Source organism: Nocardia sp. NPDC019219 (genome assembly GCF_040632645.1).
Lineage (GTDB): Bacteria > Actinomycetota > Actinomycetes > Mycobacteriales > Mycobacteriaceae > Nocardia > Nocardia sputorum.
In genome coordinates this window covers 130,850-144,589 of sequence record NZ_JBEYCG010000020.1, presented here as the reverse complement: position 1 = coordinate 144,589, position 13,740 = coordinate 130,850, and the positions used below count along the sequence as shown (strand labels likewise).

Below are 13,740 nucleotides of genomic sequence, written 5' to 3'. Positions count from 1 at the left end.
CTGTCGATGTTTGTCCCGGCGCCGCCGTACCGCCCGCCGGCACGGCCGATTCGCCGTATTCCGGCACTGCCCTAGGCTGACATGGTGGATTCGGTCATCCTGGACGACGTCGACCGAAGTTTGCTGCACGCCCTGCAGCTGGACGGCCGCGCGCCGTTCAGCAGGCTCGCGCCGGTGCTGGGGGTCTCCGAACGTACTCTGGCCCGCCGCTACCGGCGGCTGTTGGACACCGGCGGGCTGCGCGTCACCGGCGTCGCCGACACCGGGCGGGTGGGCCACGCCGAGTGGCTGGTCCGTCTGCGGGTCCGTCCCGATGCCACCGCCGCGCTGGCCCACGCGCTGGCGCGCCGTGGCGACACCGCCTGGGTGACCGTCGTCGCCGGTGGGGCCGAGCTGGTCTGTCTGTTCCGCGTTCCCGGCGATGCTCCCCTGCCCGAGCTGGCCCGCCATCCGGCCGTCCACTCGGTGGACGCCCACCGCGTGCTGCGGCACGTCATGCAACGCCGCTGGCAGGGACGGATGTCGGCGCTGTCCACCGAGCAGAGCGCGGCACTGCGTGCGCCCGATACGGATCCGGCGGCGACCGTGACGCCGAGCGAGCTGGATCGGCGCCTGCTCCCCGCGCTCGCCGCCGACGGTCGAGCGGCGTATCCACGGCTGGCACGAGCCGTCGGCTGGTCGGAATCCGCGGTCCGGCGGCGGCTCGAGGAATTGCGTTACGCCCGGGTGCTCGGCTTCGACGTCGAGGTAGATCCCGCCCTGTTCGGCTACGCCGTGCAGAGCCTGCTGTGGCTCACGGTCGCCCCCGCCCATCTCGTGGCCGTCGCGACCACGGTGGCCGCCGATCCGGAGGCGGCGTTCGTCGGCGCCACCACCGGACCGCACAATCTGCTGGTGTGCGTCGTCTGCCGAGACGCGGACGACCTGTTCCGCTACACCACGGAGCGGATCGCGGCGCTGAGCGGTATCGATCGGATGGAGATCAGCCCGGTCAGCGGCTACGTCAAGCGCGCGGCGCCACCCCGATTCACCTGACGCGTACTTGCGCTCGATGCCGAAAATGGCGGAGGCACAGTCGCTTACCCGACATCGAGTGCATCCGGGGTTCCACGTGGATCACGGCTCTCGTTGCGGCGGCACGGCTTTCGCCCCAGGGAGTTGTGAATCACAACAGCCCGACCGGCACGCCGCGGCGCGGGCTATTAGGGTCGGTCAGGTGACCTGGACCGTGGGCTTCGACCTCGACATGACGCTGATCGACTCGCGACCTGGCGTCGCCAGCGCCATCGACCGACTCGGCGCCGAGTTCGGCCTGCCACTGTGCGGGACGACCTTCGCCGATCGGCTCGGCCCCCCGCTGGCCACCCTGCTCGTGGAGGCCGGCGCGCCCGAAGACCTGGTTCCGGCCCTGGTCACCCGCTATCGAGCGCTCTACCCGACGATCGTCTCGGCCATCCCCCCGATGCCCGGCGCGCAGGCCGCGCTGGCGGCTGTCGAGGCCCGCAACGGGCGAGTGCTCGTGGTCACCGGCAAGCACGCGCCACTCGCGCAATTGCACATCGCCGAGCTGGGCTGGCGCGTCGACCATCTCGCGGGCGACCTCTGGTCGGCGGGAAAGGCGGCGACGCTGCGCGAACAGGGCGCGAGTCTGTTCGTCGGCGACCACGTCGGCGACATGAACGGCGCGCGCGCCGCGGACGTCTTCGCCGTCGGGGTCAGCACGGGGCCGTGCACGGCCGACGAACTGCGCGCGGCGGGCGCGGACGTGGTGCTGACCGACCTCACCGAGTTCCCCGCCTGGCTCGCGACCGAATGCGGCGCGGTCACCGCTCGATGAGCGTCCGAGAACCTCGTCAGCCTGGTCGGTGATGGGCCGATCGGCGGACTCGGCCGGGTAACGGCGAGCTGCCGACACGGTCCTCTTGGTGTGGGACGGGTTGCCGCAACCTTTCAGCCAGGCGCTTCAGTTCCTGCTTCGACATGAGCGCGGACGGCAGATCGCCACGCGAACTCCGGAGCCCCACGGCGGTCGATTCGCCCGCCACTCGACTATCCAGCTCGGGCGCCGGTCCGTCGCCGACCGTGCGCGCGCCACTTCGGCCACGGCCCACTACGCGTTCCTACCTCGAAGTATCGCGGCGTACCTGCACTAAACTTGCGGCGCTAGTTTATTCCTCGCTAGCCTACCGTCCATGAACCTCGAACTGTCCGGCGAGCAGACGGCGGCGCGGCAGCTCGCGGCCGATTTCGTCGACCGGGAGATCGTGCCGCACGCCGCGCGGTGGGATCGCGACGAAAGCGTGGACCGGTCGATCGTCGCCCGGCTGGGCGAACTGGGCTTCCTCGGGCTCACCATCCCCGAGCAGTACGGCGGCAGCGCGGGCGACCATCTCACCTACTGCCTGGTCCTCGAGGAACTGGGGCGCGGCGACTCGGCTGTGCGCGGCATCGTCTCCGTCTCCCTCGGCTTGGTGGCCAAGTCGATCCACCACTTCGGCACCGAGGAGCAGAAACAGACCTGGCTCACGCGGCTGGTGGCGGGCGAGGCGCTCGGCTGTTTCGCGCTCACCGAGCCGGGCACCGGATCCGACGCGGCTCAGCTGCGCACCCGTGCGGTGCGCGAGGGCTCGGACTGGGTGCTGTCGGGCACGAAGATGTTCATCACCAACGGCACCTGGGCCGATGTGGCGCTGGTGTTCGCGCGTAGCGGCGGCGAAGGACATCGGGGCATCACCGCGTTCCTGGTACCGACCGACTCGCCCGGATTCACCGCGCGGGAAGTCCACGGAAAGCTCGGGCTGCGCGGACAGGCCACGGCCGAACTCGTGCTGGACGGTGTGCGTGTTCCCGACAGCGCCCGGCTGCACGCCGAGGGGAAGGGCTTCGGTGTGGCGATGGCGGCGCTGGCCAAGGGCCGCATGTCGGTCGCGGCCGGCTGCGTCGGGCTGGCGCAGGCCTGCTTGGACGCCGCCGTCGGCTATGCCACCCAGCGAGAACAGTTCGGCAAGCCGATCGCGGCCCACCAGCTCGTCCAGGAGCTGCTCGCCGATATCGCCCTCGACGTGGACGCGGCGCGGCTGCTGGTGTGGCGGGTCGCCGACCTCGTCGACCGTGGCGAGGAATTCGCCGTGGCGTCCTCCAAGGCGAAGCTGTTCGCTTCCGAGGCGGCGGTCCGTGCGGCCGACCGAGCGGTGCAGGTGTTCGGCGGATACGGCTACATCGATGAGTTCCCGGTCGGCAAATACCTCCGCGACGCCAAAGTGATGACCCTGTACGAGGGCACGAGCCAGATCCAGAAATTGCTCATCGGCCGCGCACTGACCGGCGTCGCCGCGTTCTGACAGGAGAACATTCGATGCACCGCTTCACCGACCGGATCGCCGTCGTCACCGGCGCGGCCCGAGGCATCGGCGCGGCGACCGCGCTGCGCCTCGCCGCCGAGGGCGCCGCCGTGGCGGTACTCGACCGCGACGCGCCCGACGAGACCGCCGCGCGGATCACCGAAGCCGGCGGAGTGGCCCGCAGCTACGTCTGCGACGTCACCGAGCGCGGCTCGGTCGAGGCGGTGTTCGATCGGGTCGCGACCGATCTGGGCAGCCCGCACATCTTGGTCAACAACGCGGGCATCACCCGCGACGACCTGTTCTTCCGCTTGTCCGAGGAGGACTGGCACGCGGTGCTCGCGGTCAATCTGACCGGCGCCTACCACTGCGCGCAGGTCGCGCAGAGGTTCATGGTGGCCCAGCGGTACGGCAGGATCGTCTCACTGTCGAGCCGGTCGGCGCTGGGCAACCGCGGCCAGGCCAACTACGCGGCCGCCAAGGCCGGCATCCAAGGGCTCACCGCGACGCTCGCCCTGGAGCTCGGGCCGTACAACGTCACCGTGAACGCGGTGGCGCCCGGCTATATCGCCACTTCTATGACCGCCGCCACCGCCGACCGGGTCGGAATGAGCGCCGAGGATCACCAGAAAGCGGCCGCGCAACGCACGCCGCTGGGCCGCGTGGGTCAGCCCGAAGAGGTCGCGGCGGTGATCGCCTTCCTCGCCAGCGACGAGGCGAGTTACGTCAGCGGGCAGACGCTGTACGTCAACGGTGGCGCCCGCTGACCGACGGCGAGCGCCTCCTCACCGTCGTCTACGGCAGGTGACCGGGCAGGAATCTGCACTTCCCTGTCGCGGCAGAGACAGCCGTAGCGTGTGCGCTCCGGCCGCGTTGACCTGGAAGCCGGGAAGCACCAGGACCGTCGTCGTTTCGTTCACGGGGCCGGGCGTCACGTGCCCGGCAGCCGTCCGCCAGGGCTGCCAACTCCTGGGAGCAGCGATCCCACCCCGGCGACGACCGGGCACGGCATGATCGGGATGTGGATCGAACCGAGCTGGCCGCGTTGCTGAGACAGGCGCGCGACCGAGTGCGTCCGGGCGACGTCGGGCTGCCCGCGGGCTCGCGCAGGCAGGTGCCGGGTCTGCGCCGCGAGGAGGTCGCCCAGCTGGCCGGTGTCAGCGTGGACTACGTGGTACGTCTGGAGCAGGGTCGCGGTCCCCGTCCGTCCAGCGCCGTGCTGGCCGCGTTCGCCCGCGCGCTGCGGCTCAACGACGAGGATCGCACCCTGCTGTTCCAGCTCGCGGGCGCGGCGCCGCCGCAGGCGGGCCGCATCGACATGGTGGTGCGCCCGAGCGTCTTGCGTCTGCTGGATCGGATGGCGGACCTGCCCGCGCTGGTGCTCTCGGCGAAAGCCGATGTGCTGGCGTGGAATCCGATGGCGACCGCGCTGCTGGGCGACTTCTCCGCCTGGCCGCCCGCTCAGCGCAACATCATCTGGCAGCGTTTCCTCGGCACCGAGCCCGGACGGGTCCGGATGACACCCGCCGAGGCCGAGAATGCCGCGGCGTTCTCGGTGGCCACCCTGCGCGGCACCCGCGCGCGCTACCCCGACGATCCCGGCCTCCTGCGCCTGGTCTCCGAATTGCGTTCCCGCAGTCCCCGATTCGAGCAGTTGTGGAACGCGCGGCGCTCCGGGCAGTGGCGCAGCGCGACCAAGACGATCGATCACCCGGACCTCGGATCGCTGCGGCTGGACTGCGACACCCTGCTGGTCCCGGACACCGACCAGGCCGTCGTGGTCTACTCGGCGACGCCCGGCAGCCGGGAAGCCTCGGCGCTGGAATTGCTGCGGGTGACCGGGACCGAGCAGTTCACGGAGTCCGCCGGCTAGCTGCCCGTCTTGTACCGGCGCAGGTATTCGCCGGTCAGCGAGGACGGGTGCGTGAGCAGTTCGGCGGGTGTGCCGGTGAAGACGATCTCGCCGCCGTCCTTGCCGCCGTCCGGCCCGAGATCGATCACCCAGTCCGCGTGGGCGACCACATCGAGGTTGTGCTCGATCACCACGACGGTGTTGCCCCGGTCGACCAGACCGTCCATCAGCGCCAGCAGCGTGTCCACGTCCGACATGTGCAGTCCGGTGGTGGGTTCGTCGAGCACGTAGACGCTGCCGGTGTTCTGCAACTGTGTCGCCAGCTTGATCCGCTGCCGTTCGCCCCCGGACAGCGTGCTCATCGCCTGGCCGAGGCTGAGGTAGGCCAAACCCACCTCGTTCATCGTGCGCAGCTTGGTGTGCAGCGCCTTCTCCGGGAAGAATCCGAGCGCCTCCTCGGCCGGCATCTCCAGCACGTCGGCGATGGACTTGCCGCGCAGCGTCAGGGCGAGCACGTCATCGGAGAAGCGTCGTCCGTCGCAGGCATCGCAGTGGGTGGTCACGGGATCCATGTAGGCGATCTCGGTGATGATCACCCCACGCCCCTCACACTGCTTGCACGCACCCGCCGAATTGAAACTGAACAGGCCCGCGGACTCCCCCGTCGCCTTGGCGAACAACTTCCGAATGGGGTCCATCAATCCGAGGTAGGTCGCGGGCGTGGACCGGGAGGACGCCGCGATGGGCGATTGGTCCACGAAGATCGCCTCGGGATGCTCGCGGACGAACACGTCCCGGATGAGACTGCTCTTGCCCGAGCCCGCGACCCCGGTGACACAGGTGAGGATGCCGGTCGGGATCCCGACGGTCACATTCTTCAGGTTGTGCAGCGTCGCGCGCTCGACGAGCAGCTCGCCCGTGCCCGCCCGGAAGGAGTCCTTCACGCGGAACGGCCTGCGCAGACCGGCGCCGGTCGGGGTGTCGGCACTGCGGAGATCGGCGAAACTTCCCTGGAAGACCACCTGACCGCCGTGCGCGCCCGCACGCGGCCCGACGTCGACGACATGGTCGGCGATCTGGATGACGTCCGGATCGTGCTCCACCACGATCACCGTGTTCCCCTTGTCCCGCAACGCCTTCAGCAGATCGTTCAGCCGGCCCACATCCCGCGGGTGCAACCCGACGCTGGGTTCGTCGAAGATGTAGGTCAGTCCGATCAGCGTGCTGGACAGATGCTTGATCATCTTCAGCCGCTGTCCCTCGCCGCCGGACAGGGTCGAGGTCGGCCGGTCCAGGCTGAGATATCCCAGTCCGATGTCGGCCACCCGCCGCAGGGCGGTGCGGATGGCCCCGGCCAGACCGGCGGCGGCCGGATCGGTGATCTCGTCGAGCACCTCCATCAGATCGGTGATCTGCAAGCGCGCCCAATCCGCGATGTTGCGGTCGCCGATCCGGGTGGCCAGCGCTGCCTGGTTCAGGCGCGCGCCCGCGCAGGTCCCGCAGACTCCTTCGGTGAGGAACTGCTGCATCTGCTCCCGGGTCTTCTCGCTCAGCGTCGAGGTGTCGCGCTGCAGCCGGGTCCGCGTGAATTTCGTGGCGATGCCTTCGTAGTTCGCCTTCCAGGTGCCCTTGCTGAAGGTCAGTTCGACCTTGCCGCCGGTGCCGTAGAGCAGGTCGTGCAGTTCCGCGTCGGTGTAGTCGGCGAGCTTCTTGTCCGGATCGAAGCGGCCGGACTTGCCGTACAGTTGCCAATCCCCGCTGCCCACGCCGTATCCCGGCAGGAGGATCGCGCCTTCGTTCAACGACTTGGTGCGGTCGAGCAGCCGGTCGGGATCGGCGCGGACGGTGACGCCGAGTCCGTCGCAATCCGGGCACATGCCCTGCGGCACGTTGAACGAATAGTTGTAGACGAAGCCCGCCGAGGGCGAACCGAATCGGGCGAACATGGCCCGCACCATGGAGTAGATGTCGGTCATCGTGCCGACCGTGGAGCGCGGCCCGCCGCCGACCGGCTGCTGATCGATGATCACCGGCGCGGTGAGATTCTCGATGGCCTCCGCGTGCGGGCGTTCGTAGCGCGGCAGGAAGTTGAGGATGAACGCGGGGAAGGTGGCGTAGAGCTGGCGCTGGGATTCGACCGCGATGGTGTCGAAGACGATCGACGATTTGCCCGAGCCGGAGACGCCGGTGAAGACGGTGATCTTGTTCTTCGGGATCTCGAGCGACACGTCCCGCAGGTTGTGCTCGCTGGCTCGGAGCACTCGGATGGCGTCGGGCGATGCGGTGGATTCGGCGAAAGGCATACCGCACACCTTGCCATCCCGTACCCCCGAAATGCTCCGGTAAATGTGACGTAAATCACATTTAGATCGAGCGGGAGATGTGGGCAATGACGGCCTTTCGGCGGCCAGCAGCAACTCCCCGGTTTCCGCGGACTCCGAGACGTCGGCGACCGCTCCCGGCCCGAAATCGATAGCCCCTACAGTGTCGAAGTGCGCGACGACCCCTATTGGAATCACAACACCCACTACCACCCCTGGTTACTGAAGCAGGTGCCGCCGTCGGCCCGCACCGCGCTCGACATCGGCTGCGGCGACGGCCTTTTGGCGCGCAAACTGGCTCGCCGTGGGTTGACCGTCACCGGAATCGACGTCGACGCGGAGCCCTTCGCGCAAGCCCCGGTGACGGCGGGGGTGTCCCTCGACCAGGCCGACTTCCTCGACTACACGGGCTCTTTCGACGTAGTCACCATCGTGGCGACCCTGCACCATGTCCCGTTGCGCGAGGGCATCACCGCATTGCGCCGCCTGGTCGCACCCGGCGGTGTCCTCGCCGTAGTCGGGCTCTGGAACATGACCCTGCGCAGGGACTACCACTATCTGCCCCTGGTGCCCGTCATCCGGATGACGGACCTCCTGCACCGGTCCGGCGAGCCCAGCGTCCAGTTGCGTGACCCGATCGACGGGTACGCCGAGATTCGCTCGACCGTTGCCGATCTGCTACCCGGTGCGCGCATCCGGCGACGGCTCATGTGGCGCTACACCCTGCTGTGGCGAAAGCCCGCGTGAGCACCCGCTGCCGCGAACCCGCCGTTCAGCGCAGCAACTGGATGACCGGCGCGAACTTCTCCATGCTGTCCTCGAGGACGGTGACGTAGCTGATGCCGTAACGGTCGCGCCGTTCGCGCAGGCGGTCGGCCATCTCCTCGGGGGTGCCCATGAGCAGGATCGGGTGATCCTCCGGGGAGTCGGCGACGTCCGGCGGCAGCGCCGGACCGAAGACCTCCAGGACGCTCGCGCGTTCGTTCGGCGGAACCACCCGCTGCACGAGGATGTTGAACTCGACCTTGTCCGCTCGGGGACCGAGCAGCTCCCGCACGTAGGCGACGCGTTCCTCGATCTCGGCCAGCCCGGCCATCTGCAGCGGGCCGCCGTTGCGCGCGGCCGCCGCGCCGGTGAAGGCGATGATGTCGGCGTGCCGCGCGGCGACGCCGAGCAACCGGTCGCCCCACCCGCCGATCAGCACGGGCGGACCTGTCGGCTGCGCGGGTTGCGGCTGATACTCCGGATCGGCGAACAGGCCGCGCAGCGTGATCACCGTCTGCTCCAGATGCTCGACGCGCTTGCTGCCGCTTTCGAACGGAATGCCCGCGGCCTCGAACTCCGCCTGCACGTAGCCCGCGCCGAGTCCGAGTTCGACGCGCCCGTCGGTGAACTGATCGGCGCCGGCCACGTCGCGCGCCAGCAATACCGGGTTGTAGAACGCGGTGTTGAGCACGTAGGTGTTCAACCGCACCCGCTCGGTCGCCTCGGCGGCCAGAATCATCGCGGGGAACGGCGCAGGCAGGCCGAGATGGTCGGCGACGCCGACCACGTCGAAACCGAATTCCTCTGCCCGGCGGCATTTTTCGATCCAGTTCTTCCGGCACTCGGGGACCACCATGTTGACACCGAACCGGAACGGGCGCTGCGCAGTCACGTGTCCTGTCTAGCGAACCGCGCCGGAGCGCCGCACGTCGGGGCCGGTTTCAGCACTGGGCGAGCGCGCCCGCGGCGACCGCGATGCCGAGTAGCGCGACGCAGGCGGCCGCTATCGGCGCCGGACGGCGCAACGCCCGGCGGACGGGGCCGGGAACACCGCCTCCGGTGGAGTTCCCAGCCGGGGATCGGCGGGCGAGCCGGCGCCGTGCCATGGCGACGGTGGTGACGATCAATGTCGCGATCAGCATGCTCGCACCCCCTCAGGCCCGGACGGCGCGCGGCGCGGAGGCCGCCGGGGCCGGCTTGCGCCGCGACGGCGCGACGATTCCGTGCTGCAACAGGCTTTCGGCGGTGTCCAGCAGGGTTTCCCGGACAGGCCGCATGGTCCAGCCCAGTTCGCGTCGCGCTTTGCCCGCACTGAGCGACTCGGTGCGCCCCAGAGTGGGCACGGTCAACCGGACGCCCTTGTCGAAGAGCGCGACACAGCGCACGAGCCAGTTCGGCAGCCGCCTGGTCGGCACCCGGAACCCGCGCGGCCGGTATTCCTCGGCGAGGATGCGCGCGATGTCTTCCATCCACAGATGCTCGCCCGCGCAGATGTAGCGGTTGCCCGCGGCCTCCGGCGTCTCCAGCGCGAGCCGGTGCGCTACCGCGAGGTCACGCACGTCCACCGGCGCCCAGCCGACCCGGGGTGTACCGGGGACGTCCCCGGCGAGCAACCTGCGTACGGGCTCGTGCGACGTGCTCGTCGCGGCGGAGAGCAACGGTCCGAGCACCATACCCGGGTTGACGACGACCAATTCGAATCGCTCGCCCGCCGGGAGCTTCGCGACGAAATCCCAGGCCGCCCGCTCGGCCAGCGTCTTGCTCTGCTGATAGGCGGGACTGCGCTCGACCACCGTCCAGTCGGCCTCCGTGCGCAAGCCGTCCTCGGCGTGACCGTACGCGATCGCGGCGATCGAGGACGTGAGCACCACCCGGCGTACCGTGCCCGCGGCGGCGCAGGCGCGCAGCACGCGCAGCGTTCCTTCGACCGCGGTGTCGATGAGGTCGCGCTCGTCGTCGGGCGGCGTGCTGGGGAACGGAGAGGCTACGTGCAGGACCGCCGCGCTGCCCGCGACAGCGGCCGCCCAGCCGTCGTCGCCGTTGAGGTCGGCTCGTGCGAATTCGAGCTCGCCCCCGGTGCGCCGGGCCGCCTCGACCAGGTGTGCTCGCTTACCCGTGTCGGCGAGGTCGCGCACCGTCGCGCGCACGGCGTAGCCGTGTTCCAGCAGCTCGGCGATGACGTGGCCGGCCACGAAACCCGTTGCGCCGGTGACTGTTACTCGTGTGCTCATGTCTACATCCGTCTCGTGGGTACCTCGCGCGCCGCCCATCTGAGCGGCGCTCAGATAATCTAAGCACCGCATAGTTAGGTTGTCCAGGACACGTCGCATACGCTCGGACGGTGACGCGGACCAGTTACCACCACGGCGCCCTGCGCGACGCGCTGCTGGCCGCCTGCCTGCGTTTGATCGAGACGGAGGGGCTCGCGGCGGTGAGCCTGCGCCGGGTGGCGCGCGAGGCAGGTGTGAGCACCGCGGCGCCGTACCACCATTTCCCCGACCGGGCCGCCCTGCTCGCGACCCTGTCCACGCAGGGCTTCCAGCTACTGGGAGCGCGATTGGCCGCCGCCCGCGCCGAGGCGGAAACGCCCATGGCCGCCCTCACCGCCCTCGCGAACGCCTACGTGCGGTTCTCCCGCGAACAGCCGGCCTACTTCCGTTTGATGTTCCGGCCCGAACTCTCCCAACCCGACAAACATCCCGACACCATGGCCGCGGGCGACGCGGCCTTCGGCGTCCTGGCCGACGCCATCACGGAGTGCGTCCGCGCGGGAGCGCTGCCCGCCGACAAAGCCGACACACTGGCGGTCATGTTCTGGGGTCTCGGCCACGGCTTGGCCTCGCTGTGGCTGGACGGACAGCTGGAGAAACGCGCCGGACAGTTCGGCACCACCGCCCCGGCGTTGGTGGACGATGTCATGCGGACCTTCGCGACTTTCCTGGAGCCGAGCGCGCCGCCGCTGACCTAGAGTAGACGCCAGACATTTGCTGTCCGATGCTTCCCACACCGATCCGAGAGGACGACCCGGATGACCGCGCAGCTGGATCCGACGGTGCAGGAGTTCGTCGACGCGCTCAACGCCAACGATCAGGACCGGTTCTACGCGGTGCTCACCGACGACGCCACCATGTCCGACGACGGTGTGGAACGCAACCTCCACCAGTGGACCGGAGCGGAGATCTTCGACAGCAACGGCCGCATGCGGGTCGAGTCCGTCGGTGAGGACGGCACCGAACTGGTCGCCGACTACACCAATTCCCGATGGGGCTCGATGCGGACCACCTGGCGGTTCGTCCTGCGCGACGGCAAGGTGAGCCGTTTCGAGACCGGACAGGCGTGAACGCCCTTGCCAGGCAGCCGCCGACGTTGACATTCTGACCTCGTGTTCGTCGCGCCGCGCTACGGTTCGGGTTCTCTGGCCGACCTGTTCCCCTCCGTCCTCGCCGGTCTCGGTGTACCCGGTGAGGAGGACCGCCTAGGGCTGCGGCTCGACGCCGACCAGGTCTGCGTCCTGCTGGTGGACGGGCTCGGGTACGAGGATCTCGTCGCGAATCCCGCTGCGGCGCCGTTCCTGTCCGGCCTCGCGCCGATCCGGCTCACCGCCGGTTTCCCGACAACGACGGCCACCAGCCTCGCCTCGCTCGGCGTGGGCGTTCCGCCCGGTGAGCACGGGATCGTCGGCTACCTGTTCCACGTTCCCGGTTACGACCGGCTCTTCACTCCGCTGTCCTGGCGGCTGCACGGCGCGCCGAAGTCCGATCTGCGGCGGGAACTCGTCCCGTCGGAATTCCAGCCCCGCACAACGGTTTTTCAGCGCGCCGTCGCCGACGGCATCGCCGTCGCGCAGGTATCACCCCGCGATCAGGCGGGGTCTGGGCTGACCGAGGCGGTGCTGCGCGGTTGCGAGTTCCGCCCGCAACTGTCGTTCGGCGATCTCGTCGCCGGTGTGAGCGAGGCGTTACGCGCGGGCCCGCGCTCCCTGGTCTACACCTACCACGGCGATCTCGACCTGACCGGACATGTGCGCGGGCCCTCCGCACGGTCCTGGCAACTGGAACTCACGCACGCCGACCGGCTCGCCGCCGCGCTCGCCGACGAGCTCCCCGCGGGAGCGGCGCTGCTGGTGACCGCCGACCACGGCATGGTGCACCTGGACGATCGCCTCGATTTCGACACCACCCCGGCCTTGCAACACGGCGTCCGGGCGCTCGGCGGTGAACCCCGCGCCCGCCACGTCTACACCGAGCCGGGCGCCGAATCCGATGTCGCGGCGGCCTGGCGGGCGACCCTCGGCGCGGACTTCGAGGTCCTCGACCGGGCGGAAGCCGTGGGCCGAGGCTGGTTCGGCCCCACTGTCGCCCCGGCGATCGCCCGGCGCATCGGCGATCTGGTCGTAGTGGCCCGGGGTCGGCGTGGCGTCATCCGGACCGGCGCCGAGCCGCTGCAGTCGCGGCTGATCGGTCACCACGGTTCGCTCACCCCGGCGGAGATGAACGTCCCGCTGTGCGTGTTCCGCGCCTGAGCACCCGCCGTCGGTGGGACACTCGGCGTGAGCGCTCTACGCTGAACTCCGATCGCGGCGGGCAGCGCCGCCGAACCTTCAGGAGGAGCCCATGCACGCCACGCTGTCACGAACCGGCCGCACCGGCCTCGGGATCGCGATGGTCGCCATGGCGCTCGCGGGCTGCACCGACATCGAACGCGCCCTCAACCGCGGCGGCGACACGCCGTGCAGCGAGTACGTCAAGCAGGATCAGGACACCAAGCGCACGACGATCACCAAGTTCGTCAAGCAGCAGACCAAGGACGACCGCGAACCGGCCGGGACCGCCGTGGACGCGACCATGGTGTCGGTCGACCTGCTGTGCGGCGCCCAGGCCAACGCCGACACCCCCATCAAGAACGCGGACGTGGCAGGCATTTTCATCCGGAAGTGACCGTTCAGCGCGGCGGATGGGCGGCCAGCCAGTCCGCCGCGCGCTTGCGCGAGGCCCGCGACAGCCAAGCGTCCTGGATGACCTCGGTGAGTTCTCGACGACTCAGTTCGCCGAGGTGAGCGGCGCGCACCAGGACCGACGGATGCCCGTCGAAATGCCGCGTGGTGAAGAACGGCGAGTCCGGATCCTGGACCAGCGCCTGCTTGTCCGACTCCGACGGCACCCAGATCACGATCACATCGGCGTAGCGCTCGCCGGTGCCCGGATCCACGGCGTCCGGGCGAGGGGTGCGGAAGAACACGAACGACTTGCCCCCGACCTGGTAGATCGGGTTGCCGCGCGGTCCGTCGACGCGGGTCACATAGGGCATGCCCGAAGCCACTTCGTGCACGTCGGCGAGGCGTGCCCGCGGTAAACCGGTCGCCATGCCAGCAGCCTAGGGCTTCGTCGCCGCGTTCGCTCGAAGCTGACGCGACCGGCCGGTAGGGGCCCGAACAGCTCGCCACTCCGGTCGGCGTACGCCA

15 protein-coding genes are annotated in these 13,740 nt (G+C 69.7%); 10 read left to right on the top strand and 5 right to left on the bottom strand.

Features of this window, described 5'->3' with window-relative positions:
• The first annotated feature begins 84 nt into the window (after positions 1 to 84).
• The 5 genes from ABZ552_RS29830 to ABZ552_RS29810 all read left to right on the top strand — a co-directional run bounded on the left by ABZ552_RS29830 (position 85) and on the right by ABZ552_RS29810 (position 5,214).
• Positions 85 to 1,035, top strand: a complete 951-nt coding sequence (locus ABZ552_RS29830; RefSeq protein WP_281879855.1) for an Lrp/AsnC family transcriptional regulator — start codon at positions 85 to 87, stop codon at positions 1,033 to 1,035.
• A 181-nt stretch (positions 1,036 to 1,216) separates the two neighbouring features.
• Positions 1,217 to 1,837: an HAD hydrolase-like protein gene (locus ABZ552_RS29825; protein ID WP_281879854.1), complete on the top strand. Its 621-nt coding sequence runs from the start codon at positions 1,217 to 1,219 to the stop codon at positions 1,835 to 1,837.
• Between the two features lie 355 nt (positions 1,838 to 2,192).
• The gene (locus ABZ552_RS29820) at positions 2,193 to 3,341 is read left to right on the top strand and encodes an acyl-CoA dehydrogenase family protein (protein WP_281879853.1); all 1,149 of its coding nucleotides are present in this window, start codon (positions 2,193 to 2,195) and stop codon (positions 3,339 to 3,341) included.
• 14 nt (positions 3,342 to 3,355) lie between these two features.
• On the top strand, positions 3,356 to 4,108 hold the full coding sequence (fabG, locus tag ABZ552_RS29815; RefSeq protein WP_281879852.1) for a 3-oxoacyl-ACP reductase FabG: 753 nt from the start codon (positions 3,356 to 3,358) through the stop codon (positions 4,106 to 4,108).
• Positions 4,109 to 4,362: 254 nt separating this feature from the next.
• Positions 4,363 to 5,214: a helix-turn-helix transcriptional regulator gene (locus tag ABZ552_RS29810; protein WP_281879851.1), complete on the top strand. Its 852-nt coding sequence runs from the start codon at positions 4,363 to 4,365 to the stop codon at positions 5,212 to 5,214.
• On the opposite strand, the gene ABZ552_RS29805 is transcribed toward ABZ552_RS29810, so the two are convergent.
• Positions 5,211 to 7,496 carry an excinuclease ABC subunit UvrA gene (locus ABZ552_RS29805; RefSeq protein ID WP_281879850.1) on the bottom strand — a complete coding sequence of 762 codons (2,286 nt, stop codon included), beginning with the start codon at positions 7,494 to 7,496 and terminating at the stop codon, positions 5,211 to 5,213. The two genes, ABZ552_RS29810 and ABZ552_RS29805, sit on opposite strands and share 4 nt — an antisense overlap.
• Before the next feature lie 189 nt (positions 7,497 to 7,685).
• Between ABZ552_RS29805 and ABZ552_RS29800 the strand changes: the two genes are divergently transcribed.
• On the top strand, positions 7,686 to 8,261 hold the full coding sequence (locus tag ABZ552_RS29800) for a methyltransferase domain-containing protein (protein WP_281879849.1): 576 nt from the start codon (positions 7,686 to 7,688) through the stop codon (positions 8,259 to 8,261).
• 25 nt (positions 8,262 to 8,286) lie between these two features.
• On the opposite strand, the gene ABZ552_RS29795 is transcribed toward ABZ552_RS29800, so the two are convergent.
• From ABZ552_RS29795 to ABZ552_RS29785, 3 genes are read right to left on the bottom strand one after another with little or no spacing between them, the layout of a single operon-like run.
• Positions 8,287 to 9,171 carry an LLM class F420-dependent oxidoreductase gene (locus tag ABZ552_RS29795; protein ID WP_281879848.1) on the bottom strand — a complete coding sequence of 295 codons (885 nt, stop codon included), beginning with the start codon at positions 9,169 to 9,171 and terminating at the stop codon, positions 8,287 to 8,289.
• A 49-nt stretch (positions 9,172 to 9,220) separates the two neighbouring features.
• Positions 9,221 to 9,421, bottom strand: coding sequence for a hypothetical protein (locus ABZ552_RS29790; protein ID WP_281879847.1), 201 nt, complete (start codon positions 9,419 to 9,421; stop codon positions 9,221 to 9,223).
• Between the two features lie 12 nt (positions 9,422 to 9,433).
• The gene (locus ABZ552_RS29785; RefSeq protein ID WP_281879846.1) at positions 9,434 to 10,510 is read right to left on the bottom strand and encodes an aldehyde reductase; all 1,077 of its coding nucleotides are present in this window, start codon (positions 10,508 to 10,510) and stop codon (positions 9,434 to 9,436) included.
• Between the two features lie 110 nt (positions 10,511 to 10,620).
• Here ABZ552_RS29785 and ABZ552_RS29780 point away from each other — a divergent pair, with 110 nt between their 5' ends.
• From ABZ552_RS29780 to ABZ552_RS29765, 4 genes are all read left to right on the top strand, one after another.
• The gene (locus tag ABZ552_RS29780; RefSeq protein ID WP_281879845.1) at positions 10,621 to 11,247 is read left to right on the top strand and encodes a TetR/AcrR family transcriptional regulator; all 627 of its coding nucleotides are present in this window, start codon (positions 10,621 to 10,623) and stop codon (positions 11,245 to 11,247) included.
• A gap of 60 nt (positions 11,248 to 11,307) precedes the next feature.
• The gene (locus tag ABZ552_RS29775) at positions 11,308 to 11,619 is read left to right on the top strand and encodes a nuclear transport factor 2 family protein (protein ID WP_357441297.1); all 312 of its coding nucleotides are present in this window, start codon (positions 11,308 to 11,310) and stop codon (positions 11,617 to 11,619) included.
• 42 nt (positions 11,620 to 11,661) lie between these two features.
• Positions 11,662 to 12,801 carry an alkaline phosphatase family protein gene (locus ABZ552_RS29770; protein ID WP_281879844.1) on the top strand — a complete coding sequence of 380 codons (1,140 nt, stop codon included), beginning with the start codon at positions 11,662 to 11,664 and terminating at the stop codon, positions 12,799 to 12,801.
• A gap of 91 nt (positions 12,802 to 12,892) precedes the next feature.
• Positions 12,893 to 13,216, top strand: a complete 324-nt coding sequence (locus tag ABZ552_RS29765; RefSeq protein WP_281879843.1) for a hypothetical protein — start codon at positions 12,893 to 12,895, stop codon at positions 13,214 to 13,216.
• Positions 13,217 to 13,220: 4 nt separating this feature from the next.
• Here the strand turns inward: ABZ552_RS29765 and ABZ552_RS29760 are convergent, their stop codons facing one another.
• Entirely contained in the window at positions 13,221 to 13,643 is a 423-nt protein-coding gene (locus tag ABZ552_RS29760; RefSeq protein ID WP_281879842.1) for an MmcQ/YjbR family DNA-binding protein, read from the bottom strand.
• Positions 13,644 to 13,740 lie beyond the last annotated feature (97 nt).